General features: G+C 75.8%; 25 protein-coding genes and 1 pseudogene. 10 read left to right on the top strand and 16 right to left on the bottom strand.

Annotated features, from left to right (window positions below):
- Positions 1-137: 137 nt before the first annotated feature.
- From BJ989_RS07800 to BJ989_RS18740, 7 genes and pseudogenes are all read right to left on the bottom strand, one after another.
- Positions 138-836 carry a DUF6758 family protein gene (locus tag BJ989_RS07800; RefSeq protein WP_179517721.1) on the bottom strand — a complete coding sequence of 233 codons (699 nt, stop codon included), beginning with the start codon at positions 834-836 and terminating at the stop codon, positions 138-140.
- Between the two features lie 32 nt (positions 837-868).
- Positions 869-1,444, bottom strand: a complete 576-nt coding sequence (locus BJ989_RS07795; RefSeq protein ID WP_179517720.1) for a histidine phosphatase family protein — start codon at positions 1,442-1,444, stop codon at positions 869-871.
- Between the two features lie 4 nt (positions 1,445-1,448).
- The gene (locus tag BJ989_RS07790; protein ID WP_179517719.1) at positions 1,449-1,988 is read right to left on the bottom strand and encodes a MaoC/PaaZ C-terminal domain-containing protein; all 540 of its coding nucleotides are present in this window, start codon (positions 1,986-1,988) and stop codon (positions 1,449-1,451) included.
- Positions 1,989-2,074: 86 nt separating this feature from the next.
- Positions 2,075-2,278, bottom strand: coding sequence for a hypothetical protein (locus BJ989_RS07785; protein ID WP_179517718.1), 204 nt, complete (start codon positions 2,276-2,278; stop codon positions 2,075-2,077).
- Positions 2,268-3,317 (bottom strand): FGGY family carbohydrate kinase, encoded by a 1,050-nt coding sequence (locus BJ989_RS17620; protein WP_281363160.1) that lies wholly within the window; start codon positions 3,315-3,317, stop codon positions 2,268-2,270. The genes BJ989_RS07785 and BJ989_RS17620 overlap by 11 nt, the downstream gene beginning before the upstream one ends.
- Positions 3,318-3,438: 121 nt before the next feature.
- A pseudogene (locus tag BJ989_RS18220) lies at positions 3,439-3,912 on the bottom strand (FGGY family carbohydrate kinase); the annotation flags it as partial.
- On the bottom strand, positions 3,909-4,667 hold the full coding sequence (locus BJ989_RS18740; RefSeq protein WP_179517717.1) for an IclR family transcriptional regulator domain-containing protein: 759 nt from the start codon (positions 4,665-4,667) through the stop codon (positions 3,909-3,911). The gene BJ989_RS18740 and the pseudogene BJ989_RS18220, both read right to left, overlap by 4 nt.
- A gap of 173 nt (positions 4,668-4,840) precedes the next feature.
- Here BJ989_RS18740 and BJ989_RS07770 point away from each other — a divergent pair, with 173 nt between their 5' ends.
- The 3 genes from BJ989_RS07770 (at position 4,841) to BJ989_RS07760 (ending at position 9,070) form a co-directional block, all read left to right on the top strand.
- On the top strand, positions 4,841-5,842 hold the full coding sequence (locus BJ989_RS07770; protein ID WP_343049178.1) for an MIP/aquaporin family protein: 1,002 nt from the start codon (positions 4,841-4,843) through the stop codon (positions 5,840-5,842).
- Positions 5,835-7,352: a glycerol kinase GlpK gene (gene glpK, locus BJ989_RS07765; RefSeq protein ID WP_179517716.1), complete on the top strand. Its 1,518-nt coding sequence runs from the start codon at positions 5,835-5,837 to the stop codon at positions 7,350-7,352. Before BJ989_RS07770 ends, glpK begins: the two co-directional genes overlap by 8 nt.
- Before the next feature lie 71 nt (positions 7,353-7,423).
- On the top strand, positions 7,424-9,070 hold the full coding sequence (locus tag BJ989_RS07760) for a glycerol-3-phosphate dehydrogenase/oxidase (RefSeq protein ID WP_179519466.1): 1,647 nt from the start codon (positions 7,424-7,426) through the stop codon (positions 9,068-9,070).
- A gap of 40 nt (positions 9,071-9,110) precedes the next feature.
- Here BJ989_RS07760 and BJ989_RS07755 read toward each other — a convergent pair whose 3' ends face one another.
- The 8 genes from BJ989_RS07755 to BJ989_RS07720 all read right to left on the bottom strand — a co-directional run bounded on the left by BJ989_RS07755 (position 9,111) and on the right by BJ989_RS07720 (position 19,669).
- On the bottom strand, positions 9,111-10,112 hold the full coding sequence (locus BJ989_RS07755) for a hypothetical protein (RefSeq protein WP_179517715.1): 1,002 nt from the start codon (positions 10,110-10,112) through the stop codon (positions 9,111-9,113).
- Positions 10,113-10,174: 62 nt separating this feature from the next.
- On the bottom strand, positions 10,175-11,368 hold the full coding sequence (locus tag BJ989_RS07750) for an acyl-CoA dehydrogenase family protein (RefSeq protein ID WP_179517714.1): 1,194 nt from the start codon (positions 11,366-11,368) through the stop codon (positions 10,175-10,177).
- 129 nt (positions 11,369-11,497) lie between these two features.
- Positions 11,498-11,719 (bottom strand): hypothetical protein, encoded by a 222-nt coding sequence (locus tag BJ989_RS07745; protein WP_179517713.1) that lies wholly within the window; start codon positions 11,717-11,719, stop codon positions 11,498-11,500.
- Positions 11,716-13,017 carry a DUF6752 domain-containing protein gene (locus tag BJ989_RS17610; protein ID WP_179517712.1) on the bottom strand — a complete coding sequence of 434 codons (1,302 nt, stop codon included), beginning with the start codon at positions 13,015-13,017 and terminating at the stop codon, positions 11,716-11,718. Before BJ989_RS17610 ends, BJ989_RS07745 begins: the two co-directional genes overlap by 4 nt.
- Positions 13,014-14,690 carry a class I SAM-dependent methyltransferase gene (locus BJ989_RS07735; RefSeq protein ID WP_179517711.1) on the bottom strand — a complete coding sequence of 559 codons (1,677 nt, stop codon included), beginning with the start codon at positions 14,688-14,690 and terminating at the stop codon, positions 13,014-13,016. Before BJ989_RS07735 ends, BJ989_RS17610 begins: the two co-directional genes overlap by 4 nt.
- A 69-nt stretch (positions 14,691-14,759) precedes the next feature.
- Positions 14,760-17,630, bottom strand: a complete 2,871-nt coding sequence (locus tag BJ989_RS07730; RefSeq protein ID WP_179517710.1) for an RCC1 domain-containing protein — start codon at positions 17,628-17,630, stop codon at positions 14,760-14,762.
- Between the two features lie 29 nt (positions 17,631-17,659).
- Positions 17,660-19,156, bottom strand: a complete 1,497-nt coding sequence (locus BJ989_RS07725) for a phospholipase D-like domain-containing protein (protein ID WP_179517709.1) — start codon at positions 19,154-19,156, stop codon at positions 17,660-17,662.
- Positions 19,157-19,258: 102 nt separating this feature from the next.
- Complete coding sequence (locus BJ989_RS07720; RefSeq protein ID WP_179517708.1) at positions 19,259-19,669, bottom strand: hypothetical protein; 411 nt, start codon at positions 19,667-19,669, stop codon at positions 19,259-19,261.
- 43 nt (positions 19,670-19,712) lie between these two features.
- Here BJ989_RS07720 and BJ989_RS07715 point away from each other — a divergent pair, with 43 nt between their 5' ends.
- The 4 genes from BJ989_RS07715 (at position 19,713) to BJ989_RS07700 (ending at position 23,288) form a co-directional block, all read left to right on the top strand.
- Positions 19,713-21,011 carry a magnesium transporter MgtE N-terminal domain-containing protein gene (locus BJ989_RS07715; RefSeq protein ID WP_179517707.1) on the top strand — a complete coding sequence of 433 codons (1,299 nt, stop codon included), beginning with the start codon at positions 19,713-19,715 and terminating at the stop codon, positions 21,009-21,011.
- Positions 21,012-21,210: 199 nt separating this feature from the next.
- Positions 21,211-21,696 carry a DUF1003 domain-containing protein gene (locus BJ989_RS07710; protein WP_218849191.1) on the top strand — a complete coding sequence of 162 codons (486 nt, stop codon included), beginning with the start codon at positions 21,211-21,213 and terminating at the stop codon, positions 21,694-21,696.
- Between the two features lie 59 nt (positions 21,697-21,755).
- The gene (locus BJ989_RS07705; RefSeq protein WP_179517705.1) at positions 21,756-22,922 is read left to right on the top strand and encodes an Mrp/NBP35 family ATP-binding protein; all 1,167 of its coding nucleotides are present in this window, start codon (positions 21,756-21,758) and stop codon (positions 22,920-22,922) included.
- A 27-nt stretch (positions 22,923-22,949) separates the two neighbouring features.
- Complete coding sequence (locus tag BJ989_RS07700) at positions 22,950-23,288, top strand: sec-independent translocase (RefSeq protein WP_179517704.1); 339 nt, start codon at positions 22,950-22,952, stop codon at positions 23,286-23,288.
- A gap of 10 nt (positions 23,289-23,298) precedes the next feature.
- Here BJ989_RS07700 and BJ989_RS07695 read toward each other — a convergent pair whose 3' ends face one another.
- Positions 23,299-23,820: a hypothetical protein gene (locus BJ989_RS07695; protein WP_179517703.1), complete on the bottom strand. Its 522-nt coding sequence runs from the start codon at positions 23,818-23,820 to the stop codon at positions 23,299-23,301.
- A gap of 163 nt (positions 23,821-23,983) precedes the next feature.
- On the opposite strand from BJ989_RS07695, the gene BJ989_RS07690 reads away from it, so the two are divergent.
- The 3 genes from BJ989_RS07690 (at position 23,984) to BJ989_RS07680 (ending at position 26,085) form a co-directional block, all read left to right on the top strand.
- Positions 23,984-24,613, top strand: coding sequence for a hypothetical protein (locus BJ989_RS07690; RefSeq protein WP_179517702.1), 630 nt, complete (start codon positions 23,984-23,986; stop codon positions 24,611-24,613).
- A 198-nt stretch (positions 24,614-24,811) separates the two neighbouring features.
- Positions 24,812-25,516 carry a LysM peptidoglycan-binding domain-containing protein gene (locus BJ989_RS07685; protein ID WP_218848760.1) on the top strand — a complete coding sequence of 235 codons (705 nt, stop codon included), beginning with the start codon at positions 24,812-24,814 and terminating at the stop codon, positions 25,514-25,516.
- Positions 25,517-25,527: 11 nt separating this feature from the next.
- The gene (locus BJ989_RS07680) at positions 25,528-26,085 is read left to right on the top strand and encodes an Rv3235 family protein (RefSeq protein WP_179517701.1); all 558 of its coding nucleotides are present in this window, start codon (positions 25,528-25,530) and stop codon (positions 26,083-26,085) included.
- Positions 26,086-26,089: the final 4 nt, after the last annotated feature.

Here is a 26,089-nt window from a genome sequence, read left to right as displayed (position 1 = left end):
GCGAGCCCAGCGCGCGACCCCTCGACGCCAGCGCAGCGCGCGACCCCTCCACGCCAGCGCAGCGCGCGACCCCTCGACGCGAGCCCAGCGCGTGACCCCTCGACGCGAGCGCAGCGCGCGACCCGTCGGCCGGACGGTCACCAGGGGGGCGGGGGTCCGCCGAAGGGCATCTCGAGGAGGGGGGCGCCGATGCCGGAGACGTCGGCGAGGATCCAGTCGTCGCGCAGCAGCAGGATCGCCGAGGCGGGACGCAGGACCATCCACAGCCAGCGGCCGCCGGCCTCGCCGGCGACGACGGAGCGGTCGAGGTCACCGCCCGCGTCGCTCGTCGAGACCGGCCACAGCGGCACCGCCTGCGAGCCGATCCGCACCTTGACCGTCGGCGGCCCGTCGGAGAGCAGCGGCCCGGGGTCGCTGACCGGCAGACCGGCGCAGCGCCCCCCGACCCCGGTGCCGGGCTCCTCCGCGACCACGAAGACGTCGACCGGGCCGTCGAGCTCGCTGGTGCCCGAGCAGCACGTCACCGTCGCCAGCGCCCCACCCCCAGCACCGGCACCAGCACCGGCACCGGCACCGACACCGACCCCAGCGCCACCGTCACCGGCACTGCCCGCAGCCACCACACCGAAGTCGCTGACCGACCAGCCCGGGCTCATCGGCCACGGCAGGTAGGTGGGGACCGGGGCGGCTCGGCGCAGCGCCTCGGCGAAGTCGTCGTACGACGCGGCACGCGGCCGCCACAGCGGCGTGACCGGTCCGTGGTCGGAGCATGCCCAGGTGGCGTCCCACTCCGTGACGGGGGACGCGCAGCGGGGACAGCCGGCCACGAGCGGCACAGCCCCGAGGGTGGTGCAGGGACCCGGCTCCGTCAAGCGTTCCAGCGCAGCACGACGGGGGTGTCGCGCTCGTGGCCGAGCACGCTCACCGTGGCCGTGTCGAGGCGCAGCAGGCGGCCCTCGGAGACCGGCAGCCCCAGCCACCGCGCGGCCAGGGCGCGCAGGGAGTGGCCGTGGGCGAAGACCAGGGTGTCGCCGTCGGCCGCGCGGGCACGCGCCACCACGCGGTCGAGCCGGGCGCCGACCGCGGTGGCGTCCTCGCCGCCGGGCACCGCGTGGGTCCACACGGACCACCCGGGCACGCTCTCGCGGATCTCGGCCGTGGTGACGCCCTCGTAGTCGCCGTAGCCCCACTCGACGAGGTCGTCGTCGACCTCGGCGCCGGGGTGCCCCGCCAGTTCGGCGGTGCGTCGCGCCCGCTGCCGCGGGCTGGTGAGCACCTGCGCGAAGCGGCGGTCGAGGCGCGGCGCGAGCGAGCGCGCGACCTCCTCGCCCTCGGGCAGCAGGGGCAGGTCGGTGACCGAGGTGTGCCGACCGTCGCGGCTCCACTCGGTCTGGCCGTGGCGCACGAGCCACAGCTCACCGGCCCCTCCCCCGCTGCCCGTCACGACGTCAGGCCTGCTCGCCCTGCGGGCCGGGCCAGTTCTTGTCGGGCTGGGGCACCGGGCGGCCGGGCTGCTCGCCACCCCGCGCTGCGAGGTAGCTGTCCTTGGGCACCATCACCTTGCGGCGGAAGATGCACACGACCTTGCCGTCCTGGTTGTAGCCGATCGTCTCGACGTGGACGACACCGCGGTCGTCCTTGCTCTTCGACTCCCACTTGTCGAGCACCGTGGTCTCGCCGTAGAGGGTGTCGCCGTGGAAGGTCGGCGCGACGTGGCGCAGCGATTCGATCTCGAGGTTGGCGATCGCCTTGCCCGAGATGTCGGGGACCGACATGCCGAGGAGGATCGAGTAGACGTAGTTGCCGACCACGACGTTCTTACCGAACTGCGTCGTCTCCTCGGCGTAGTGCTGGTCGAGGTGGAGCGGGTGGTGGTTCATGGTGAGCAGGCAGAACATGTGGTCGTCGAACTCGGTGACCGTCTTGCCGGGCCAGTGCTTGTAGGTCGCACCGACCTCGAACTCCTCGTAGCTGCGGCCGAACTGCACGGGCTCTCCTCAGGGGACGGGGTCGGGACGCGCCACATCCTGCCGGGAGCCGCGGGCCCGCGGGAGTGGCACCTGCGTGCGGTTCCTCACGTGGGTTGGCCTCCGGCACGCCCCACGCGTCGGTCGACGCCGTTCTGCGACACCTCGTCCAGCACCTGGGAGTCGCGCACGTCGTCGCCCACCTCCGGGCTGTCGTCGGGGTGCTCGCGCGGCTCTTCGTGGTCGAGCACCTCGCGCAGGCGGGCCTTGGTCTCCTCGGTGGTGGGCGGCTGGTGGTCCTCAGGGCTCACGGTGTCCTCCGGTGGTCGGGTCCGGCGGCCGGGCACTCACCGGACTCCCCGTCGTACCCGGCACCGGCGCCGGCACACCCGAGCCCTGCGCCCCGGGGCGGTCGCCCCACGCGATCGCGAGGCCGACGGCGTGGCGCCACTCGGCCCAGCGGGCGTCGCGCACGGCGGGGTCGAGCACGGGCTCCCAGGCCGCGGCCTCGCGCCAGTGGCGGCGCAGCTCGTCGGGGTCGGCCCAGACGCCGGCGCCGAGCCCCGCGGCGTACGCCGCGCCCAAGGACACCGTCTCGGCGACGAGCGGGCGCACCACCCGGGTGCCGAGCACGTCCGCGAGCATCTGCATGAGGAGGTTGTCGGCCGTCATCCCGCCGTCGACGGCCAGCGACGCCGGCGCGACGGCCTCCGGCGAGCCGACGGCCGCGGCGGCGTCGGACGTCATCGCCTCCACCACGTCGCGCGTCTGCCACGCGGTCGCCTCGAGGACCGCGCGGCACAGGTGGGCCTTCGTGACGTAGGACGTGAGGCCCACGACGGTGCCGCGCGCCTCCGGCTCCCAGTAGGGAGCGAAGAGGCCGGCGAAGGCCGGCACGACGTAGCAGCCGCCGGTGTCCGGCACGGTCGCGGCGAGGGTCTCGACCTCCGCCACCGACCGGATGAGGCCCAGCTCGTCGCGGCACCAGCGCACCAGTGCCCCGGCGACCGCGATCGAGCCCTCGAGGGCGTAGACCGGGGGGCGCCCCGCCTGCGTCCAGGCCACGGTCGTGACCAGGCCGTGGCGCGACCGGGCGGGCCGGTCACCGGTGTTGAGCAGCAGGAAGCTCCCGGTGCCGAAGGTGCACTTGGCCGAGCCCACGTCGAAGCCGGTCTGCCCGAGCAGCGAGGCCTGCTGGTCGCCGAGGAGCGCCGCGACCGGCACCCCCGCGACCGGGGCGACGGTCTCGCCCACCACGCCCAGCGAAGGCCGGACGTCGGGGAGCACCTCGCGCGGGACCCCGAGCAGCGCGAGCATCTCCGGGTCCCAGTCGAGGGTGGCGAGGTCCATCAGCATCGTGCGGCTGGCGTTGGTGGCGTCGGTGACGTGCAGGCCGCCCCGCGGCCCCCCCGGTGAGGTTCCAGACCAGCCAGGTGTCCATCGTGCCGACCAGCACCTCGCCGCGCTCCGCGCGCGCCCGCAGGCCCGGCACGTGGTCGAGCAACCAGGCGATCTTGGGTCCGGAGAAGTAGGTGGCCAGCGGCAGCCCGGTGCGCTCGCGCACCCGCTCGGGGTCGACGCGGGTCGCGAGCTGCACGAGGGACTCGGCCGTGCGCGTGTCCTGCCACACCAGGGCGCGGTGCACCGGCTCGCCCGTCCGCCGGTCCCACACGACGACGGTCTCGCGCTGGTTGGTGATGCCGAGGGCCGCGACGTGCTCGGCCGCCCGCGCGGGGTCGACGCCGGCGTCGTGCAGCGCCTGCGGCAGCAGCGCCTGCACGGCCGCCCAGATCTCCGCGGCGTCGTGCTCGACCCAGCCGGGGCGCGGGTGGTGCTGGGCGTGCTCGCGCTGGGCGAGGGCGACCATCCGACCGCGCCGGTCGAAGAGCAGGCAGCGGGTGGACGTGGTGCCCTGGTCGATCGCCGCGACCAGCGTGCGGCTCACGTCCGCGCCCCGTGGCCGAGCGCCCGTGAGGTGGAGCGGGCGACCGCCACCACCTCGGCGGCCAGGTCGGCGCGCGGGCGGAGCCGGTCGTCGCAGATGCGCGCCACCGGTCCCTCCAGGCCCACCGCCGCGACGACGTAGCCGCCGCGGTCGCGCACCGGCGCGGCGATGGCGGCGCACCCCGGCTCGGCCTCCTCCACGACCGCGGCCCACCCGGTGTCGCGCACGTCGGCCAGAGCGCGCTGCAGGGCGGCGGGCTCGGTGATCGTGCGGAAGGTGTGGGCCTCGAGCTCGCGGCCCCGCACGCTGCGGGCGGCGCCCGGGTCGAAGGCGAGCAGCACCTTGCCGTGGGCGCTGGCGTGCAGCGGCAGCACCTGCCGCCCGCCCGCCGGCCCCGGCGCCAGCACGACGTGTGCCACCACCACCTCGCCGTCGCGCCACGCCGCGAGCAGGGAGGCCTCGCCCGTGCGCGCAGCGAGGGTGTCGACCCAGTTCAGCGCGGCGCTGCGCAGCTCGTTGAGGTCCAGCGGCGTGGAGCCGAGGTGCAGCAGGTCGGCGCCGACGAGGTAGCCCCCGGTGGGCGGGTCCTGGTCGACGAAGCCCACGTCCTGGAGGGTGCGCAGCAGGCCGTGGGCGGTGGGCTTCGCGAGCCCGAGCGCGGTCGCGACCTGACCCAGGGGCACCGGCTCGGGCTCGGTGGCCAGGAGCCGGAGGATGGCGGCGGCTCGTTCCACCGACTGCACGGTCCCTGGCACCTCGCCAGCGTAGGCAGGACGCGGTGACGCGCGTCACACACACGTTCGACATCGTCGAACGGCGCCACGTTCGGCATCGTCGAACGCGCCCGGTGGTGACCCACGTCACCCCTCCCTACGGTCGTCGGCACCGCACGGCCCAACCAGGACCGTCCCACCCCGGAGGTCACCTCGTGGACACCTCGACCGCACCGCCCGGCTCCCGGCCGGCCGACGCCGGCGCCGCCTCCGCGGCCCCCTCGCGCCCCCTCCTCGGCGAGCTCTGTGCCGAGTTCATGGGCACCGCCGTCCTCATCCTCTTCGGCGTCGGCGTGGTCGCCCAGGTCGTCACCGGCGGCGGCGGTCTCGGCGACCACGACTCGATCGCGTGGGCCTGGGGCCTCGGCGTCATGCTCGGCGTCTACACCGCCGCCCGCATCAGTGGCGCCCACCTCAACCCGGCGGTCACCCTGGCGCTGGCCGTCTTCGCCGACTTCCCGTGGCGCAAGGTCCTGCCGTACGCCGTGGCGCAGACGCTCGGCGCATTCGTCGCCGCCCTCGTCGTCCGGGCGACCTACGCCGAGGCGATCGCCCTCGTCGACCCCGACACCACGATGGCGACGCAGGGCATCTTCTCGACCCTGCCCGGCAACGGCTCGCTCGACATCGGCCTCACCACCGCCTTCGCCGACCAGGTGGTCGGCACCGCGATCCTGCTCTTCCTCGTCATGGCGATCACCGACGCCCGCAACAACGCGCCCACCGCCTGGTTCGCGCCGTTCGCCATCGGCCTGCTGGTCGTGGCGATCGGCATGGCCTGGGGCACCAACGCGGGCTACGCGATCAACCCCGCCCGCGACTTAGGTCCGCGCGTCGCCTCCTTCCTCACCGGCTACGAGACCGCCTTCGAGGGCCCCGACGGCACGCTCTACTTCTGGCTGCCGATCATCGCCCCGCTCGTCGGCGGCCTCCTCGGCGCAGGCCTCTACAAGCTCATGGTCCAGCAGTTCCTGCCGCCGGAGGAGGAGGCTGCCGACATGCCGACCGGCCGGGTGCCCGACCACGCCGCCACGACGGCGTACGCCACCGCCGGCACGCCCGCCGACCCCGTCACCGCCACCACGCCCGCCACCCCCGTCACCCCTGCCGTCCCCGCACCCCGCCCCCACTCGCCCGAGGAGAGCACCCATGCCTGACTTCGTCGCCGCCGTCGACCAGGGCACCACCAGCACCCGCTGCATGGTCTTCGACCACGCCGGTCGCGAGGTCGCCCGCCACCAGCTCGAGCACCAGCAGATCCTGCCGCGCGCCGGCTGGGTCGAGCACGACCCGGTCGAGATCTGGGAGCGCACCAGCTCCTCCATCCAGACCGCGCTGAACCGGGCCGGCCTGTGCGCCACCGACCTCGCCGCCCTCGGCATCACCAACCAGCGCGAGACGACCGTGGTGTGGAACCGCCGCACCGGGCGTCCCTACGGCAACGCGATCGTGTGGCAGGACACCCGCACCGACCGGATCGCCAGCGTCCTCGACCGCGACGGACGCGGCGACGTCATCCGCCGCAAGGCCGGCCTGCCGCCCGCGACGTACTTCTCCGGCGGCAAGCTGCAGTGGCTGCTGGAGCACGACGAGCGGCTGCGGCGCGACGCCGAGGCCGGCGACGCGCTCTTCGGCACCACCGACAGCTGGGTGCTGTGGAACCTCACCGGCGGCACCGACGGCGGCGTGCACGTCACCGACGTCACCAACGCCAGCCGCACGATGCTGATGGACCTCGAGACCCTCGACTGGGACGACGAGCTGCTCGGCTTCTTCGGCGTCCCCCGCGCGATGCTGCCGACGATCCGCCCCTCCTCGGACCCCGAGCTGCACGGCCGCACCCGCCCCACCGGTCCGCTCGGCGGGGAGGTGCCGCTGGCCGGCATCCTCGGCGACCAGCAGGCGGCCATGGTCGGCCAGGTCTGCTTCGCACCGGGCGAGGCCAAGAACACCTACGGCACCGGCAACTTCCTGCTCCTCAACACCGGCGAGGAGCCGGTGCGCTCCGACAACGGCCTCATCACCACCGTCGCCTACCAGCTCGGGGCGGAGAAGCCGGTCTACGCCCTCGAGGGTTCGATCGCCGTGACGGGCTCGGCCGTGCAGTGGCTGCGCGACCAGCTCGGCATCATCAGCGGCGCCGCGCAGAGCGAGACGCTGGCCCGCGAGGTCGAGGACAACGGCGGGGTCTACTTCGTGCCCGCCTTCAGCGGCCTGTTCGCGCCCTACTGGCGCTCCGACGCCCGCGGCGCCATCGTCGGGCTCTCGCGGTTCAACTCCAACGCCCACATCGCGCGTGCGACCCTGGAGTCGATCTGCTACCAGAGCCGCGACGTGGCCGACGCCATGGCCAAGGACTCCGGGGTCGAGCTGGAGGTGCTCAAGGTGGACGGCGGCGTGACGGCCAACGAGCTGTGCATGCAGGTGCAGGCCGACGTGCTGGGCGTCGAGGTGTCGCGACCGGTGGTCGCGGAGACCACCGCGCTGGGAGCGGCGTACGCCGCCGGCCTGGGCGTCGGCTTCTGGAAGGACACCGACGAGCTGCGCGCCAACTGGGCCGAGGACCGTCGCTGGTCGCCCACCTGGAGCGAGGAGCAGCGCGAGGAGGGCTACCGCGGCTGGCGCAAGGCCGTCGAGCGGACCATCGACTGGGTCGACGTCTCGTGAGCGCCGCCCACGACCTGCCCACCACCGCACGGCCGCTCTCCCCCGAGCAGCGCGCCGCCGACCTGCGCGCCATGACCGAGGGCGAGCTCGACGTGCTCGTCATCGGCGGCGGCGTGGTCGGCACGGGCGCCGCGCTCGACGCCGTGACCCGCGGCCTGCGGGTGGGGCTGCTGGAGGCCCGCGACTGGGCGGCCGGCACGTCGAGCGGGTCCAGCAAGCTGGTGCACGGCGGCCTGCGCTACCTCGAGCAGCTCGACTTCGGGCTCGTGCGCGAGGCACTGCGCGAGCGCTCGCTGATCCTGCACCACCTGTGCCCCCACCTGGCCCGGCCCGTGCCATTCCTCTACCCCCTGACCCACCGCGTGTGGGAGCGGTTCTACGTCGGCAGCGGCATCGCCCTCTACGACACCCTCGGCGGGCGCAAGGGCGTGCCGGGCCACCGCCACCTCAGCCGCCGCCAGGCGCTGCGGGAGTTCCCGGGCCTGCGCGCCGACACCCTCGTCGGGGCGATCCAGTACCACGACGGCCAGGTCGACGACGCCCGCCACACGATGTTCCTGGCACGCACGGCCGTGCACCACGGGGCGCTCGCGGCGAGCAGCGCCCGGGTCACCGGCTTTCTCACCGAGGCCGGACGGGTCGTCGGCGCGCGCGTGCACGACCTCGAGACGGGCGAGGACCTCGAGGTGCGCGCCCGGCACGTCGTCAACGCCGCCGGGGTCTGGACCGACGAGATCCAGGACATGGCCGGTGGGCGCGGCAGCTTCGGGGTGCGCGCCTCGAAGGGCGTGCACGTCCTGGTGCCGCGCGAGCGCATCCAGTCCTCGACCGGCCTGATCAGCAAGACCGCCACGAGCGTGCTCTTCCTCATCCCGTGGGGCCGTCACTGGGTGATCGGCACGACCGACACCGACTGGTCGCTCGACCTGGCGCACCCGGCGGCGAGCCGTGCCGACCTCGACTACCTGCTCGAGCAGGCCAACCGGTTGCTGGCGCACCCGCTCACGCACGACGACGTCGTGGGGGTGTACGCCGGGCTGCGGCCGCTGCTCGCGGGCGAGTCCGACGCGACCAGCAAGCTCTCCCGCGAGCACGCGGTGGTCTCGCCCGTGCCCGGTCTCACGATCGTGGCGGGCGGGAAGTACACCACCTACCGCGTCATGGCCCGCGACGCCGTCGACGCCGCCGTGGCCGAGCTGCCCGACGCCGTGCCGTCCTCGTGCACCGAGAAGGTGCGGCTGGTCGGCGCCGACGGCTACGAGGCCGACTGGAACCGTCGCCACCGCCTCGCCGCCGAGCACGGCCTGCACGTCGCCCGGGTCGAGGACCTGCTGCACCGCCACGGCTCGCTGGTGCACGAGGTGCTGGCGCTGCTGCGCGCCGACCCCGACCTGGCCCGCCCGCTCGCCCACGCACCGGACCACCTCCGGGCCGAGGTCGTCCAGGCGGTGCGGGCCGAGGGTGCGCTCCACCTCGACGACGTGCTGGCGCGGCGCACGCGGATCTCCATCACCGTGCCCGACCGAGGCGTCGAGGCGGCCGAGGAGGTGGCCGAGCTGGTCGCCCCCGTGCTCGGCTGGGACCAGGTGCGTGCCGCTCGGGAGGTGCGGGCCTACCGCGAGCGGGTCGCCGCGGAGCGGGCCTCGCAGGCCGAGCCCGACGACAGCCGCGCCGACGCCGCGCGGCTGGTCGCGGCAGACCTGCGCACGGGCGCCTGACCGCACGGCCGGGGGCTCCCCGGCCGTGCCCGCGGACCGGTCAGCGACGCACGTCGAGCAGCACTCGGCGCGCGAGCGCCTCGACCGCGGCCCGGGCGACCTGGTCGTCGGGCACGCGGTCGGGGTCGAGCCCGCGGGTGGGCACCGGCTCGAGGTCGGCGAGGTCACCCACCAGCCGCGCCCCGCTGGCCGCGAGCCGTGCCCGCACCCGCGCCGCGCGCTCGCGGAGCGCGGCGCTCGGCTCGTGGGCGATCCCGGGGGCGCCGGCGCGGCCCGCCATGGCGTTCTTCGCGAGGCGGAACTTCACCTCCCGGTGGTGCTCGCGGGTGGGCAGCTCCTCCGGGGCGAGCAGGCGGTTGACCTCGAGCAGCACCCGCGCCGACGCGGCGTCGAGCGAGGTGTTGGCCGGCGGCACCGGCGGGCAGGCCGCCGGAGGCAGGTCGGCCGCGGCGCAGAACCGCTCCCACAGCAGGTCGCTGGGCGCGCCGGGCGGCGGCACCGTGACGAGGCTGACCGCGTCGGCGCCGACCCCGTCGACCCAGTTGTCGACGATCCGGCCGGCGCCCTGCTGACGCCAGAAGGCCCGCGCGTGCCGGGAGCCGCCGCCCCCCGCGAGCCCCCCGGCGTACTCCCCCCACGGGACGGTCGAGCCGTGCTGCAGGGCCTCCGACCACATCGCCGGCACGGCGCGGCCGAGGTCGCGCAGCGTCAGGACGACCTCGACGCGGGCCGGTGCGAGCGAGCCCACGACGCGGGCGATGCGCTCGGGGCTCGCCGGGCCGAGGAACTCCATCGAGACCACCGCCGGGCCGGGGTGGGCGGCGACGTCGTCGCGCAGTGCCTGCCAGCGACCCCGCGCGGCCGGGCCGGCCGCCGCCCGCTCCAGCACGTCGCTGACCGCGAGGACCTGGTCGCGGAAGCCCTCGCCCCACAGCAGCACGCCGGCCGCACCGAGGGCGGTGCGGCCGGCGAAGAGGCGCTGCTGGAGGTAGGACGTGCCCGACTTCATCAGCCCGACGTGGAGCACGACGCGGGAGGCCATGCCGGACAGGCTAGGCGGGTCGGTGCCGGCAGGTCAGTGCAGGCGGGTCGGCGCGAGGTGGCTCAGAGCTGATAGTCCTTCAGCAGCGAGCGGCCGATGATCATCTTCTGGATGTCGGCCGTGCCCTCGCCGATGAGCAGGAACGCCGACTCGCGGTAGAGGCGCTCGATCTCGTACTCCTTGGAGTAGCCGTAGCCGCCGTGGATGCGGAAGGAGGCCTCGACGACCTCGTTGCAGTACTCCGCAGCGAGGTACTTCGCCATGCCGGCCTCGACGTCGTTGCGCTGGCCCTTGTCCTTGATGCGCGCGGCCTTGACCATCATGGCGTGCGCGGCCTCGACCTTGGTCGCCATCTCCGCGAGGCGGAAGAGGATGGCCTGGTGCTCGGCGATCTTCTTGCCGAAGGTCTCGCGCTGCTGGGCGTAGGCGGCGCCGAGCTCGAAGGCGCGGTTGGCGACGCCGGTCGCGCGGGCGGCGACGTTGACGCGGCCGACCTCGACGCCGTCCATCATCTGGTAGAAGCCCTTGCCGGGCTCGCCGCCGAGGATCTGCTCGGCACCGATGCGGTGGCCCTCGAAGACCGCCTCGGTGGTGTCGACGCCCTTGTAGCCCATCTTCTCGATCTTGCCGGGGATGGTGACGCCCTGCGCGGTCTCGCCGAAGCCGGGCTCCTTCTCCACCAGGAAGGTCGACATGTTGCGGTAGACCGAGTCGGCCCCCTCGTCGGTCTTGACGAGCACCGCGATGAGGTTCGACGAGCCGCCGTTGGTCAGCCACATCTTCTGGCCCGTGATCGCGTAGGAGCCGTCGTCCTGCTTGACGGCCTTGGTCTTGATCGCCGAGACGTCCGAGCCCAGGCCCGGCTCCGACATCGAGAAGGAGCCGCGCACCTCGCCCGTCGCCATGCGCGGGAGGTACTTCTGCTTCTGCTCCTCGGTGCCGTGGTGCATCAGCATGTAGGCCACGATGAAGTGGGTGTTGATGACGCCCGAGACGCTCATCCAGCCGCGCGCGATCTCCTCGACCACGAGCGCGTAGGTCAGCAGCGACTCGCCGAGGCCGCCGTACTCCTCGGGGATCATCAGGCCGAAGATGCCGAGCTCCTTGAGGCCCTCGACGATCTCGGTGGGGTACTCGTCGGCGTGCTCCAGCTCCGTGGCGACCGGCAGGATCTTCTGCTCGACGAACTGCCGGACGGTCTTCAGGATCTCTGCCTGGATGTCGGTGAGGCCCTCGGTCTCGCAGAGGCGACCCATGTCGGTGATCCCTTCGTCGTGCCGGTGTCCGGGCGCAGCGCAGCGCCCGCGGGGTGCGGCGATCCTAACCGGCCGGTAACACGCGCGGCTGTGGCGAATCCCACGCCCGCGGGACCGGCGCGGAGGGGCTCAGCGGCCCTCGACGGCGCGCTCGAGCAGCGGCACGAGGGCCTGCTCGAGGCGCGCGACCTGCTCGGCGAGCGGCTCGGCCAGCGCGGTGCACTCGGCGACCGCCTCCGCGACCGCGGCCAGCCGCTCCTCCCGTTCGCGCAGCTCGGCGAGGCCGGTCGTCTCGGCCGTGCGCCGGGCCAGGGCGTCGGCCCGTGCCCGGGCGCGCTCGAGCGCGGTCACAGCGACCGCTCGCGGTAGTCGTGCAGCGCCTGCGAGGTGAGCCGGGCGTCCTGCTGCGCGACCGGCAGCAGCAGCTCGGTGACCACGTCGCCGAGCTCGGCGACGCGCAGGTGCAGGGCTCGCTGACGCGCGACCTCGGCCTCGAGCTCCGCGATGCGCCGCTGCAGCTGGGCGGTGCGCGCCTCGACGCGCGGTGCCGTCACGCGGCGCACCACCCCGGCGCCGACGGCGCGCAGCCCGGTGGGCGCACCGCCGTCGCCGCGGCGGGCGGCGTCGCGCTCGCGGGTGCGCTCCCGCACGAGCAGCAGCAGCCGGACCAGCGCCTCGGTGGCGGTCTGCAGCAGCTCGGCATCCGTGACCTGGCCGGGGGTGCGCCCCTCGACGGGGCGGGCGCGGAGGTCCTCGAGGTCGCCGTGCACGGAGTAGCGCGCCGCGCGCACCGCCTCGACGGCTGCGTCCGCCCGCTCGGACGCCTCGCGCAGCTGGTCGTCGGTGAGCCCGATGCGCTCGCGTCCCAACCCGGCGAGCACGCCGTGGGCCAGGGTGTCGCGCAGCCACAGGGCCTGCTGCCGGTTGCCGCTGATGCGGTCGCCCACCTGCTCGTTGACGCGGCGCAGCAGCTCCGCGGCGACCACCCCGAGCGACTCGTTGGCGGCCTGGGGCTCGAGCGCCAGCCCCGTGACCGGCAGGTCGCAGGCCTCGGCGAAGCGACGCCACAGCTCGGTGCGGTCGGCGGCGGCCCTGGGCACCGTGACGACGTGCACCCGGTCGGGCGGCAGGGTGGCGCCCCAGCGGGCCGCGACGCCCGCAGGGTCCATGGTGCGCCACCCCCACTCGGCGCGGGCACCGGCCGACTCAGGCCGCGGGCGCCACTGCTCGAGCGGGGTGGTGAGGGCGAACTTCAGCCGCTCCTGCCACGCTGACGGCACCGCGGCGGCGAGGTCGCGGGCGGTGATGACGACGTGCACCTCGAGGCCGTCGAGGTCCGCCAGCGCCCGCTCGACCTGCTCGGCGTCGGCGCCGGCGAAGAGCTCGTAGGACAGCACCGCGCTCGGGCCGGGCCAGGCGCGCACCTGCGCGACGAGGCGCTGCCACGCGGTGGCCGCCTCGGGCGGCAGCGACTCGAGCCGGGGGTCCTCGCGCACGGCCATCGCGGCGTGGACCCGGTCGAGGTGGCGCTCCCCCACGACCAGCACCCCCGCGGCGCCGAGCGCCTCGCGGTTGGTCTCCAGCACCCGCTGGAGGTAGGTCGTCCCGGACTTCGGCGCTCCCACGTGGAGGTGGACCCGCTCGGTCATGTGGTGCTCCGTCCCTCGGTCACGGCTCGTTGCGGCGCCCCGGTCGCGGTCGCGCCGCGACTGCTCGGGGGCGCGTCCCACTCGACGACCATCCTCCACCGCGCCGGCGGACCGCCGGCCAGGGCCGCGGCGGCGTCCAGCACGCCTTCGCGCGTGACCACCCGACCCCCTGCGGCCACCGCGTCGGCCTCCACGCGCCGCGGGTCGAGGGCGCGCAGTCGGCCCCCTCCCAGCTCGGCGCGGCGCTCCGCGAGCGCGGCCGGTCGCGCCGAGGTGCTCTCGAGCAGCAGCCGGCCCCCGGGGCGCAGGACCATCGCGGTGAAGCGCCAGAACGCCTCGACGCCGTCGGGGTCGAGCGCCTCGAGCAGCTCGCGCGCGAGCACGGCGCGCCCCGGGGAGCGCCGGTCGCGGGCGACCAGGGCCGCCTGGGTCAGCACGTCGCGCCGGTCGTAGAGGTTCATCCGGGAGAAGCGGAGGTCGAGCCCCTCCTGCCGGGCCGCCCGGGCGGCGGGTCGCATGCCGTAGCGGGCGTAGTCGAGGGCGAGCACGCTGCGCCCCGCCCGCGCCAGCGCCAGCGCGTCGGCCATGCTGCCGCACCCGACCTCGACCAGCCGGTCGTCGGGGGCGGTGCGCTCGAGCACCCACGCGGCGTACGCCGAGGGCTCGGCCTCGCGGGCCGCCTCGGCCGCGCCGGAGGCCAGGGCCCGCTCCCAGTCGCGCCGCTGGCGCATCAGCGAGCCGAACCAGTCGTGGAACCGGTCGGTGACCTCGGGCCCGGGCGTGTGCTGGAAGGACGGGTCGGGCACGCGCCACGACGGGCCGTAGGAGACCTGCAGCATCCGGTCGGGGTCGGCCGGTGCCGGCAGCAGTCGGCCCTCGAACTCGAGCTGGCCGAGCGGCTCGATCGCGGTCAGGGGCACGACCTGGCGCACGGTCGCGGTCTCGTGCAGCAGGTCGCCGACGTAGAAGCACGTGTAGACGTCGATGCTGCCCTGGCCGCCGTCGGGCGCGGTGAAGAGCACGGTGACGAAGCTGCCCGACTTGGCGAGCACCTCGAGCCCGGCCGCACGGAGGGCACGGGTGACGTCGTAGAGCTCGCCGACCATCTCGGCGGGGGTGGTGCGGTGGCTGAGGTAGGCGAGGTCGATGTCGGAGTCGTGGCCGATCACGCCGCCCTCGCGGGCGGCGCCGAGGAGGGTGCCGAAGGCGATCCACGCCTCGAGCCCGCAGTCGTCGCGCATCACCTGCAGGATCTGCTCGGTGACGTCGACCATGTGGTCGACGACGCCGCGGCCGCGGCCCGAGAAGGGACGCTGCAGCAGGCCCCACTTGTCGATCATGACGGGGATGCCCTGCCTGTCGACGAAGGCGATCCGGCCCTCGCCGCTGCCGAGGGCGACCTCGCCGCGCCACAGCTCGTCGCGCTCGGCGTCGTCGCCGCCGGCGTCGAGCAGGCGCACCTCGGCCCGGCCCTGCAGCCACCCGCGCATCCGCGGCGGCCACCCCACGAGCGCGCTGCCGCCGGGCGCCGGGGCGCGGTCGTCGCCGCGGTGCACGGTGAAGGACCAGGCGTGGTGGTCGTCGAAGAGCACGTCGACCGAGCCGTCGAAGTCCGCGGGCACCCGCACGCCCTCGTCGTCGACCCCGAAGGGGCCGGTGGTCGGGTCGGGCACGGCGGGTGCAGCTCCTGCGGGTCGGGCCGGTCGGGTGGGTCGGGGCCGGTGGCGGCCCGGTCGGCCACCCTAGGGCACGGCGGGCAGGGTCACGCGGGTCGAGAGCACGGCGTGGTCGGTGATGCGCCGCGCGCGAGGGGTGTCGTCGAGCCGGAAGCCGCTCGGCGCGAGGTCGGTCGAGGCGAAGATCCAGTCGACCCGCATCGGGCTGGGCGGGCGGCACCCGGCCGCGTCGTTGCTGCCGCCCTGCGCCGCGACGAGGTCGGTCTCGCCGGTGACCCGGCAGAAGACCTCCTCCTTCTCGTTGAGGTCCCCGAGGAGGACGACCGGCAGCCCCTCGGCGCGCAGGCGCTGCACCTCGGCGACCTCGATGGCGGTGGCGCGGTCGCGCTCGTCCTCGCGTCCCTGGGCGCCGCGCGGGGAGTTGTGGACGTTGAGCACGTAGAGCTCGCGGCCGGTGGCCCGCTCGCGCAGGCGCACGACGGGCTGCGGGCGCTCCTCGTCGACGAAGGGGATGGTGATCGAGCCACGCCAGGTGGCCTCGAGCCGGTCGGTGCGCCACATCATCGTGGTCGGCACGCCGCGGCGGCCGAGCGCGTCGCCGGGCCAGGACTCCCAGGCCTCGCCCAGCACGCGCCGCAGGGTGGCGACCTGGTCGGCCTGCACCTCCTGCATCCCGACGACGTCGGAGCCGGTCGCGAGCACGAGGTCGGCGGCCCACTCGGTGCGCACGCGACCCGGGGCGTAGCGCGGCGCGGACCCGCCGGGCGCCGTGTGCTGGCTGCCCAGCACGTTGAAGGTGGTGAGGGTCAGCTCGGCCGGCGCGGTCGGATCGGTCGGTTCGGCAGGGTCGGCCGGAGCGGTCGGGGTGGCCGGGTCCGGCTCGGGCGGGGCGCCGGGGGACGTGCGGTCGGCGCGGTCGCCGAGGCCGAGCTGGCCGCCCTCGCCGTCACCCCAGCAGGCGAGGCCGCCGGGGCGCTGGGCACAGGTGTGGCCCCACCCGACGGCCAGGGCGCTCCACGGGCCGCCGCCGACGGTGGTGGGCCGCAGCCGCAGCCCGCGCTCGCCGTCGCCGACCTGGCCCCAGCGGGCGCTGCCCCAGCAGTGCAGCGCGCCGTCGGTGGTCAGCCCGCACGCGTGGCCGTCGCCGACGGCGACCTGCGTCCAGGCGGGTGACCCGCCCGCCGCGACGGGGTCCAGCACCCGGCTGGGCGCGTCGCGCCGGGCGGTGGTGCCGTCACCGAGCCGACCCCGCTCTCCCAGCCCCCAGCACCAGGCGGTGGCGTCGCTCGCGACTGCGCACGTCTGGCTCCACCCGGCCGAGACCGAGCGCCAGCGGCGCTCGGGCGCGACCTGGACGGGGGCGAGCCGGTCGTGGTGGCCGGCGACGCCGAGCTGGCCGGTGGCGTCGTGCCCCCAGCACCAGAGGGTCTCGTCGGTGCGCACGGCGCAGGTGTGGAAGCCGCCGACGGCGACGCTGCGCCAGGTGCCCGTGCCGACGCGCACGGGCGTGCTCCGCGTGCGGGTGTCGCCGACGCCGAGCTGGCCGCGGTGGCCGAGTCCCCAGCAGCGCAGCAGGCCGGTGGTGCGCACGCCGCAGGTGTGGAACCAGCCGACCGACACGTCCGCCCAGTCCGTCGCGGTGCCGACCTGCACCGGCGTCGACCGGTCGGCGCGGTCGCCGAGGCCGAGCTGGCCGTCGTCGCCACGGCCCCAGCACCACAGGGTGCCGGTCGAGCGGGTGCCGCAGGTGCTGCCGCCGCTGGTCGACAGCGCCCGCCAGCCGGCGCCGTCGGCCGGGGCCTGCACCGCGACGGGGCGCAGCCGGTCCTGGGTCGTGCCGTCGCCGAGCTGGCCCCACCGTCCCCGCCCCCAGCAGGTGGCCGCCCCGGCGGCGTCCACGGCGCAGGACGCCTGGGCGCCCGCGGTGACGAGCCGCCCGGTCGCCGCGGGCGGCGTCGGGGTGGGCGTCGGGGTGGGCGTCGGGGTGGGCGTCGGGGTGGGCGTCGGGGTGGGCGTCGGGGTCGGCTCGGCGGTGCGCGGCAACCGCGCGACCACCTCGCGCGCCACGGCGCGCAGGGCCGCCGCCCCGGCCCCGGTGGCGTAGGAGCGGTGGGCCGCGACGGCTCGGCGGGCGCCCACGGCGCTCAGGTCGCAGACCAGGTCTCGGGCGGCGCAGACGCTCCAGGCGGCCGTGCGCGCTGTGGGGCCCGGCACGTCGCGGGCCGGGGCGAGGCGGCGGGTGACGACACCGCGGGCGGCGGCTGGGGCCGCGGGCGCGCCGCGGCGCAGCGCCCGCGTGCCGCGCCGCCGGTCGGGGTCGGCCACCAGCACCGCGCCGACGACCTGCCGGGCGGCGGTGGTGCCGGAGAGGCGGAGCAGGGCGCGGTGGGCCGCGCCCGCCCCCTGGGCGTGCCCCACGAGGAGCACGCGCCGGTCGGGGCACCCCCGGTCGCCGGCGAGCGCGCGGGTGGTGGCGACGAGCGCCGTGGTCGTGCGGTCGGTGCCCTCGCGCCAGCGACGCACGCGGGCCGCGCTGGCCTGGCGGTCCACCCGGCCCGCCCGCACCCGGCCGCCGAGCAGGGCGGTGACGGGGAGCGTGCGGCCGCCGACGCGGCGTACGTCGAGCCGGGCACCGTGGCGCTCGGCAAGCGCTCCCGCGAGTGCGCGCAGCAGCACCGTCGGCGTCGCCCCTGCCGCGGCGCCGGCCGCGGGTCGCTCACCCGAGCCGTCGGCCACCACTGCGACGACCGCGGCACAGGCGTCGCCGTCCCCGGTCGTGGCGGCGCCGGTCGCGGCCCCTCCGGTCGTGGCGGCGCCGGCGGGCCCGCCGGGGGCGAGCACCACCGCGAGCCCGGTCAGCACGAGCGCCGGCAGCGCCGTCAGCAGGACGGCGAGCTGTCGCGCCGACGTCCCCGCCGACTGCCCCACCGACTGCACCGCCAACTGCACCGCACGGCCGCCGGGCGTCAGTTGACCTGCACCTCGCGGTAGGGGTCGACGCCGCGGGCCCGGGCCAGCTGCTCGACCTCGGCAGGGGCGAGACCGGCGTGGGCAGGGCTGGTCACGGTGGTGCGACCGGCGACGGTGCGACCCGCCCCGCCCGCGCTGCCCCCGGCGCCACCCGGGTTGTAGGGCGGGTTGGCGTAGAGCCGGTCGACCCACTGCTCGTACTGCGCGCGGACGCCGCGGCCGAAGATGCGCATGCCGGCCTCGTCGCTGACGAGCGCGACGGGGGTCCAGTTCGCCGAGCCGTTGAAGGTGACCTCGGCGTCGCCGACGCCGTCGTAGTTGCCGCTGATCGTCATCGTCTTGATGTGCAGGTAGCGGTCGTAGACGCCGTCGGAGTCGAAGTCCTGCACGATCTGGCGCAGCGGGATCGGCCGGGGGCCGCCGCGGCGCATGATGCGCAGGATCTCGTTGCCCATGACGGCGTAGACCACCTTGACGTTGCAGCCGCGGTCGAACATCTGGCGCAGCCGCTCGGCGATCGCGATGCCGCGGTCGCCGTGCCAGGAGGTCATGGCGATGCGGATGCGGGTGCGGCCCTTCGTGCCCGCACCACCGGTGGCGCCCGCGCACCGCGTCCGGTTCAGCTCGTTCAGCACCGGGTCACCCACGGCGCCTTCGTCGCGGTAGGGGTAGAAGGCCGTGCGGTAGGGCCCGAAGTCGGCCGTGACGAAGCCCTGGGTTGCGTGCTGATCCGAAACCATCTCGTCGAAGACCAGCTCGAAGTGCTCGTAGAGCCCCGGGCGGTCGCGCAGGGTGAACAGGTCGTTCCACTGGTGCGTGGCGGCGAGGTCGGTGGCGTTGGCCGAGCCGAACATCGTGATCCAGCGCGCGTTGCCGGCCTTGGAGAAGAGGAAGAACTTGGCGTGGGCGATGCCCCGCGGGCCGCGGCAGGCCGAAGCGCATCGCTGCGTCACCGAACGGAGCTCGGGCGGCCGAGAACCGTTGCGGCTGCCGGCGAGGGCGCGCGCAAGTCGGTCGAAGCCCTCGTTGGGGTTGTCGGGATTGGCGTTGAGCCGGTCGATGACGACGCGCACGGACACACCGCGGCGGTGGGCGCGGACCAGGGCGTCGACGAGGTCGTTGCTGCGGATGTTCCACGACGCGATGCGGATCGCCTGGCGGCTCGGCACCGAGTCGACCGTGCGGATCAGGTGACCGAGGATCTTGCGGCGCGCGTCGCGGCCGCCGAGCGGGTCGTTGAAGCGCACGCCGACCGGCGGCGTGTAGCGCTTCGGGGCTCGCGCCGAGACGGCCGCCGCGCGCAGCGCCGAGGGGGCCAGGGCGGCCGGCGCGGTCGCCACGGCGGCAGGTGCGGCGGCAGGTGCGGCGGCGGTCGCGGTGACGGGCGCGCTCAGCGCGGCGGCGACGAGCCCGCCCGCGAGCAGCGCCGCGGCGCAGGAGCGGGCCCGGGCACGGACCCGGTGACGCAGGACAGCGGAGGTGGAGCGAGGCACGGCTGGGGTCTCCCGGGATGACGGTGGCGGTGGGCGCCGCCGGCGCAGGGGTCGCGCTCGCGCACACCTGTCCCCCGGCGGCAGGCTACCAGCGCAGAGGCGTCATCCGCGGCAGGTCCGCAGGTCCGCGGCGTAGCCGGGGTCCTCGACGAGGCGGCCGTCGGTGGTGGCCTCCTGCACCTCACCGCCCCGCACGGCCCACCAGCGGCCGGCGTGCGTCACCAGCGGCTTGCCGACCTCGCAGTAGGCGCCGTCGGGCGCCACCCGGGCCTCGCCGTCGTAGCAGAGCTCGTAGCCGGCCGGCAGCGTCGCGCCGGTCACCCACACCTCGGAGCACTGCGGCTGCGGCAGCGCAGCGGGGCTCGCGCTCTGCCCGACGCTCGACCCGTCGCTCGGCACGGCGTCGTCGGCACCGTCCCCGGCCTGGCTGGCGCCGTCCCCACCGCACCCGGCGAGGAGCAGCCCCGCCAGGACGGCGGGGAGCAGCGAGGTGGTCGGCACGCGGGTCCGCATGCAGGCCAGCGTACGCCGCCTGCGGCCCGGTAGCGTGCGAACCGTGAGCAACGCCCCCGCCCGTGTCTACGCCGCCCGGCTGGTGGGCCTGCCGGTCTTCGACCCGCTGGGCGACCAGGTCGGCAAGGTGCGCGACGTCGTGGTGGCGATCCGCGCCGAGGCCGACCAGCCGCGCGTGCTCGGCTTGGTGGTGGAGGTCTTCGGCCGCCGACGGATCTTCGTGCCGATGACGCGGGTGACCGCGATCGACGGCGCGCAGGTGCACACGACCGGCCTGCTGAACATGCGCCGCTTCGAGCAGCGGCCGACCGAGACCCTGGTCGTGGGTCAGCTGCTCGACCGCGAGGTCTCGGTGCGCGTGGGCGAGGGCAGCGACGCCGAGCGCGTGACCGGCACCGTCTACGACGTGGCGATGGAGCAGGCGCGCACCCGCGACTGGTACCTCAGCCGCGTCGCCGCCCGCGAGGCCGGCCGCGGCTTCCGGCGCAAGGGCCAGACCCACGTGGTCGAGTGGCGCGACGTCGAGGGCCTCACCCGGCGCGAGGAGACCCAGCCGGCCGTGCAGCTCGTGGCCGCGCTCAACGAGCTGCGCCCGGCCGACGCGGCGAGCATGATCCACGACCTCCCCCTCGAGCGGCGTACGGCGGTCGTCGCCGCCCTCGACGACGAGCGGCTCGCCGACGTGCTCGAGGAGCTGCCCGAGGAGGACCAGGTCGAGATCCTCGAGCACCTCGACTCCGAGCGCGCCGCCGACGTGCTGGAGGAGATGTCGGCCGACGACGCGGCCGACCTGATCGCCGGGCTGCCGCCGGAGACGGCGGCGCAGCTGCTCGGGCTGATGGAGCCCGACGACGCCGCCGACGTCCGCCGGCTGATGTCCTACGAGGAGCAGACCGCCGGCGCGATGATGACGCCGGAGCCGGTGATCCTCGGCCCCGACGCCACGGTCGCCGACGCGCTCGCGCACGTGCGCAACCCCGACCTCACCACGTCGCTGGCCGCCCTCGTCTACGTCTGCCGCCAGCCGCTCGAGCCGCCGACCGGGCGGCTGCTGGGCGTCGCCCACATCCAGCGCCTGCTGCGCGAGCCGCCCTCGACGCTGGTCGCCGCCGCGCTCGACCAGTCGCTCGACCCGCTGCGCCCGGAGATGACGATCGACGAGGTCGCCGCGCACCTCGCGGCCTACAACCTCGTGGCCGCGCCCGTGGTGGACGACGAGGGCCGACTCCTCGGCGCCGTGACCGTGGACGACCTGCTCGACCACATGCTGCCGGAGGGCTGGCGCGAGCGCGCCGCCCGCACGGTGCCCGTGACGCCGCCGCGGGGGGTGCCGCGTGTCTGAGCCCCGCCGCGACCAGCCCCGCCGCGACCAGCCCCGCCGTGACCAGCGCCGTCCTGACGCCCGCCGTCCTGACGCCCGCCGTCCTGACGCCCGCCGTCCCGAGCAGCGACGGCCCGAGCAGCGACGGCCCGAGCAGCGACGCCCGGAGGCACGCCAGGCCGACGGCCGGCTCGACACCCCGCGCGAGGCCCGTCGCAGCCTGGTGCGCCGCCCGAGCTACGACGCCGACGCCTTCGGCAGCTTCGCCGAGCAGTTCGCGCGGTTCATGGGCACGGCGCGGTTCCTGCTCTACATGTCGCTCTTCGTGCTCGTGTGGGTCACGTGGAACGCGCTGGCGCCCGAGGACGCCGCGTTCGACGCCTACCCCTTCATCTTCCTCACGCTGATGCTGAGCCTGCAGGCCTCCTACGCCGCGCCGCTGATCCTGCTCGCGCAGAACCGACAGGAGCAGCGCGACAAGGTGGTCGCCGAGCAGGACCGCCAGGCCAACGCGCGCGCCCACGCCGACATGGAGTTCCTCGCCCGCGAGGTCGCCTCGCTGCGGATGGCGCTCGGCGAGGTCGCCACGCGCGACTTCCTGCGCTCCGAGCTGCGCGCGCTGCGGGCCGACCTCGAGGAGGCCGACGACGACCGCGAGGACGACCGCGAGGGGGGCTCCGGGCCCGGCGCCGACCGCCCGCGCTGAGGCGAGCGTCACCCCCGGCGCCCCCGGGCGGCACGGCCGGCCCGCGTAGGCTGGGAGGCATGAGTGCCACCCCCACGGTCGAGCAGGTCACGGCCGCCCTCGCCGGCGTGCAGGACCCCGAGATCAAGCGCCCGATCACCGAGCTCGGCATGGTCGACAGCGTCGTCGTCGAGACCGACGGCACCGTGCGCGTGACCGTGCTGCTGACGGTCGCGGGGTGCCCGCTCAAGGACACGATCAACCGCGACGTCACGGCCGCCGTCACGGCGCTGCCGGGCGTGACCGGCGTCGACCTCACCCTCGGCGTCATGGACGCCGAGCAGCGCGGGCGCCTCAAGGAGGTGCTCAGCGACGGCCGGGCCCAGCGCGAGATCCCCTTCGCCCAGCCCGGCAACCTCACGAAGGTCTTCGCGATCGCCAGCGGCAAGGGCGGCGTCGGCAAGTCGTCGGTGACGGTCAACCTCGCGCTGGCGATGGCCGCGCAGGGCCTCAAGGTCGGCGTGGTCGACGCCGACATCTACGGCCACTCGGTGCCGGCGATGCTGGGCGTCGCCGACGCGCGCCCGACCCAGGTCGAGGACCTCATCATGCCGGTGCCGACCGCCTCGGGTGTCTCGGTGATCTCGATCGGCATGCTCAAGCCGCGCCGCGACCAGGTGGTCGCGTGGCGCGGACCGATGCTCGACCGTGCCCTGGTCCAGATGCTCTCCGACGTCTACTGGGGCGACCTCGACGTGCTGCTGCTCGACCTCCCGCCGGGCACCGGCGACGTGGCGATCTCGCTCGGCCAGCACCTGCCCGGTGCCGAGGTCGTGGTCGTCACGACCCCGCAGGAGGCCGCGGCCGAGGTCGCCGAGCGGGCCGGCACGATGGCCTCGATGCTGCACCAGCGCGTCGTCGGCGTCGTCGAGAACATGAGCTTCCTCCCCTGCCCGCACTGCGCGGCGGAGGGACGCGAGCACCGCCTCGAGATCTTCGGCTCCGGCGGTGGCGAGCGCGTCGCGCGCACGCTCTCGGAGCGCTTCGGCTACGACGTGCCGCTGCTCGGCACGGTGCCGCTCGACACCTCGCTGCGCGAGGGCGGCGACGTCGGCAAGCCGATCGTCGACGCCGACCCGACCGCCCCGGCCGCCGTCGTGCTGCGGCGGATCGCCGACGGCCTCGCCGGCCGCGGCCGCGGGCTGGCCGGGATGCAGCTCGGCCTGACGCCCTCCGCGAAGTTCTGACCGAGCGCCCGCGGTAGGGTCGCGCACGTGTTCGGGGTCGGCCTCACCGAGATGGTGGTGATCGCCTTCGTGGCGATCTTCGTCTTCGGCCCCGACAAGCTGCCGGAGTTCGCCCGGCAGTCGGGTCGCCTCATCCGCCGGGTCCGCGACCTGGCCAACGGCGCGCGCGACGACCTGCGCGCCGAGCTGGGCCCGGCCTACGCCGACCTCGAGCTGCGCGACCTCGACCCGCGCGCCATCGTGCGCAAGCACGTCATGGAGGCGCTCGCCGAGGAGGACGACGCCGAGGAGCGTCGCCGCCGCCGGCGCGCCGGTGCGGTGCTCGGCGAGGGCGAGGTCCCGCCGTACGACGTGGAGGCCACCTGAGCGGTCGGGCTCAGGCCCACGACTGCACGGCGGCCACGCCCGCGAAGCCGAGCAGCCGGCCGTCGGTGGTCTCGACGAAGTCGGCGCCGACGCGGCGCAGCACGGCCTCGTGCGCGGCGCCGTCGACGGTGCGCAGCACGCAGCGCTCGCCCGCCTGCGCGAGGCGCCGCAGCGCCGACCCGAGCCCGAGCCGGTCGACCGGCGACCACGCCGCCTCCGGGCGCGCCCGGTCGCTGGCGCCGACCACGGTGGTCAGCGCCGCGGCGCGCACGACCCACTCCTGCTGCTCGGCGGCCAGCAGGCACCAGTCCGGGCCGACCCGGCGCAGCTCGCCGCGCACGACGCCGACCCCCACCACGCCGAGCACCACGTCGCGGTTGACCGACGCCATGAGGCGGGCGACGAGCGGGACCGTGGCGTACTCGGCCGCGGCCCGGTCGGCGACCTCCGCCTCGCGCTCGGCGGCGAAGGCACCCTCGGCCTGACCCTCGAGGTCGTCGAGCGCGGCGAAGAGGTCGTGCTCCCAGCTCATGCGCGGAAGCGTAGGGGCCACCCGGGCGGCGCCCGCGCCGGGTGGGTGCGGTCGGGCGGGTGGGTGGCGCGACCGGGTGGGCCTGCGGTGCCGCAGCGGCTGGCACCCTGGCCCACGTGGAGCACACCCCGCACCGACAGCCGCGCCGTGGCGGTCGCAGCTGATGGCCGTCCTCGACCGCGCGGCGGGGATCGTGGTGACCGCCGCGCCCGGCACCGGCAGCACGGCGCTGCTCGAGGCCCTGCTGGCGCAGCGCGACGCCGTGCAGGTGCCCGACCCGGAGCGGGCCCGCGCGGCGGGCGTCGACGCCAAGCACGGCACGGTCCGCCAGCTCGTCGCCGCCGGGCTCCTGCACGACGACCCCGCCCGGCGCACCGTCACCACGACGCGCAACCCGTTCGACTTCTACGTCGCCGAGCACCAGCGCACCCGCACTCGCTGGGTCGAGGAGCTCCGCAAGCCCGACTCGTGGGTGCACACGACGCCCGGCGTGCTCGACCAGGTCGTCGACGCCGTGACGCTCGACTTCGACGACTGGCTCGTCAAGGCCGTCGGAGAGCCCGGCCGTCCTCGCCGCATCAACGCCGGCCACGTCGACGAGGCCGACGTCGTGCTGCGCATGGAGTCGCTCGAGGCCGACCTGCGCGACCTTCTCGGCCTCGAGGTGCAGGTGCCCCGCACCAACGTCACCGACCGCGACCGGGCCTACTGGCGCTCCTACACCGTCGCCGGCCGCCGCCTGGTCGAGCAGGCGCACGCGCACGACCTCGCGCTCTTCGACTACCGCTTCTGAGCTGCCCCTCCCCGGACCGTCGGTCGCGCGACCACCCCCCGACCGGCCGCGCCGCCGCCCCGGCGCGCCGCCGTGCCTCGGCGCCCCGTGCCCTCGGCCACCGTCCGGCGACGGTGCCCCGGTTGTGGAAGCGCGGTTGACGCGCCACGACACCGGACGTTCAATGAGGCAAACGCACGCAAACGAAAGGTTCGCGGCATGTCTCGGATCCTCGTCCGCCTCCGCGCGACCGCGCTCGCCGTCGGCGTCACCGCCGCCGCCGGGCTGCTGCTGCGTGCATCGGTGGCAGAGCTGCTCCTCGCCGCCCGGTTGCTGACCTCGGACGGCGCCGGGCCGGTGCTCGACGCCTCCTTCCCCCTGCTGCTGACCTGGCTCGCCGCGCTCGCCCTCGCGGCCGCCGCTGCCTGGGGATGGGCGGTGACGCTCCTCGTCGCCGTGCCGCTGGTGGTCCGCCCGGGCACCGTCGAGACCGACCGGGTCGCAGGAGGGGTGCCGCGCGCCGTGCGGCGCGCCCTGCTCACCGCGTGCGGCGTCGCCCTCGCGACCGGTCTCGCGCTGCCCGCCCACGCCGACCCCGGTGCGACCGGGGGCGCCGGCAGCGCCGGCCTGCGGCCCTGGCCGTCGGGCACCTCGTCCGGCGCCGCGGCCCTCAGCGGCCTGCCGCTGCCGTCCCGGGCCACGGCGGTCGACCACGGGTCCGCGAAGGTCGCCGCGTCGGGCGCCCACGTGGTGCAGCCCGGCGAGTCGCTGTGGAGCATCGCCGCCGCCAACCTGCCACCCGGGGCCGACGACGCCGAGGTCACCGCAGCCTGGCAGGCAGTGCACCGCGCCAACCGCGCCGTCGTCGGCGCCGATCCCGACCTGATCCACCCCGACCAGCAGCTCCGGCTGCCGACCCTGTGAGAGGAGCAGCCGTGCCCACGACCGCCTCACCGACCAGCTCCACCACCAGCTCGAGCACCAGCTCGACCACCGCCGTCCGCACCGCCTCGCCGGCAAGCGCGGCGGCCCGCAGCACGCAGGGGGCGCTGGCCCTCGACCTGTGGCCACGCCTGGACCCACCGCCGCGCCGCGAGGCCGAGGTCCTCGGGCTCGACCAGCCACGTGCGGTGCGGGTGCGACGCGACGTCGAGGCGTGGGCCCACCGCTTCACGCAGGCGGCCGTGGAGGTCGCCGGCGGTGACCGGCCGGTCTCGCAGCTGCTGCGCTGGACCAGCACGGAGGTCTACCAGGACCTCGACCGCCGCGCCCAGCTCGTCGCACGGGCCCGGCTGCACGGCACCGCCGCCCCGGCCGCCCGGCGACACCCGCAGGTGCGACCGCACGTGCTCGGGGTGCACGCCTGCGTGGTCTCACCCACCGCGGTGGAGGTCAGCGCCCACGTGCGCCACGGCCAGCGCTCACGGGCCGTGGCCGCCCGCTTCGAGCGCGACCACGGCCGCTGGACCTGCACCGCCCTCGAGTTCGCCTGACCGC

The sequence above is a fragment of the Nocardioides perillae genome, assembly GCF_013409425.1.
Lineage (GTDB): Bacteria > Actinomycetota > Actinomycetes > Propionibacteriales > Nocardioidaceae > Nocardioides > Nocardioides perillae.
The sequence above is the reverse complement of the archived record's forward strand: the minus strand, read 5'-3'. Positions and strand labels throughout refer to the sequence as shown.

Coding starts and splice junctions, on each gene's coding strand:
- BJ989_RS07690 (WP_179517702.1), top strand. CDS start 23,984: ATGGCCGTCCTCGACCGCGCGGCGGGGATCGTGGTGACCGCCGCGCCC.
- glpK (WP_179517716.1), top strand. CDS start 5,835: ATGCCTGACTTCGTCGCCGCCGTCGACCAGGGCACCACCAGCACCCGC.
- BJ989_RS07705 (WP_179517705.1), top strand. CDS start 21,756: ATGAGTGCCACCCCCACGGTCGAGCAGGTCACGGCCGCCCTCGCCGGC.
- BJ989_RS07685 (WP_218848760.1), top strand. CDS start 24,812: ATGTCTCGGATCCTCGTCCGCCTCCGCGCGACCGCGCTCGCCGTCGGC.
- BJ989_RS07720 (WP_179517708.1), bottom strand. CDS start 19,669: ATGCGGACCCGCGTGCCGACCACCTCGCTGCTCCCCGCCGTCCTGGCG.
- BJ989_RS07755 (WP_179517715.1), bottom strand. CDS start 10,112: ATGGCCTCCCGCGTCGTGCTCCACGTCGGGCTGATGAAGTCGGGCACG.
- BJ989_RS17620 (WP_281363160.1), bottom strand. CDS start 3,317: ATGGACCTCGCCACCCTCGACTGGGACCCGGAGATGCTCGCGCTGCTC.
- BJ989_RS07695 (WP_179517703.1), bottom strand. CDS start 23,820: ATGAGCTGGGAGCACGACCTCTTCGCCGCGCTCGACGACCTCGAGGGT.
- BJ989_RS07760 (WP_179519466.1), top strand. CDS start 7,424: ATGACCGAGGGCGAGCTCGACGTGCTCGTCATCGGCGGCGGCGTGGTC.
- BJ989_RS17610 (WP_179517712.1), bottom strand. CDS start 13,017: ATGACCGAGCGGGTCCACCTCCACGTGGGAGCGCCGAAGTCCGGGACG.
- BJ989_RS07750 (WP_179517714.1), bottom strand. CDS start 11,368: ATGGGTCGCCTCTGCGAGACCGAGGGCCTCACCGACATCCAGGCAGAG.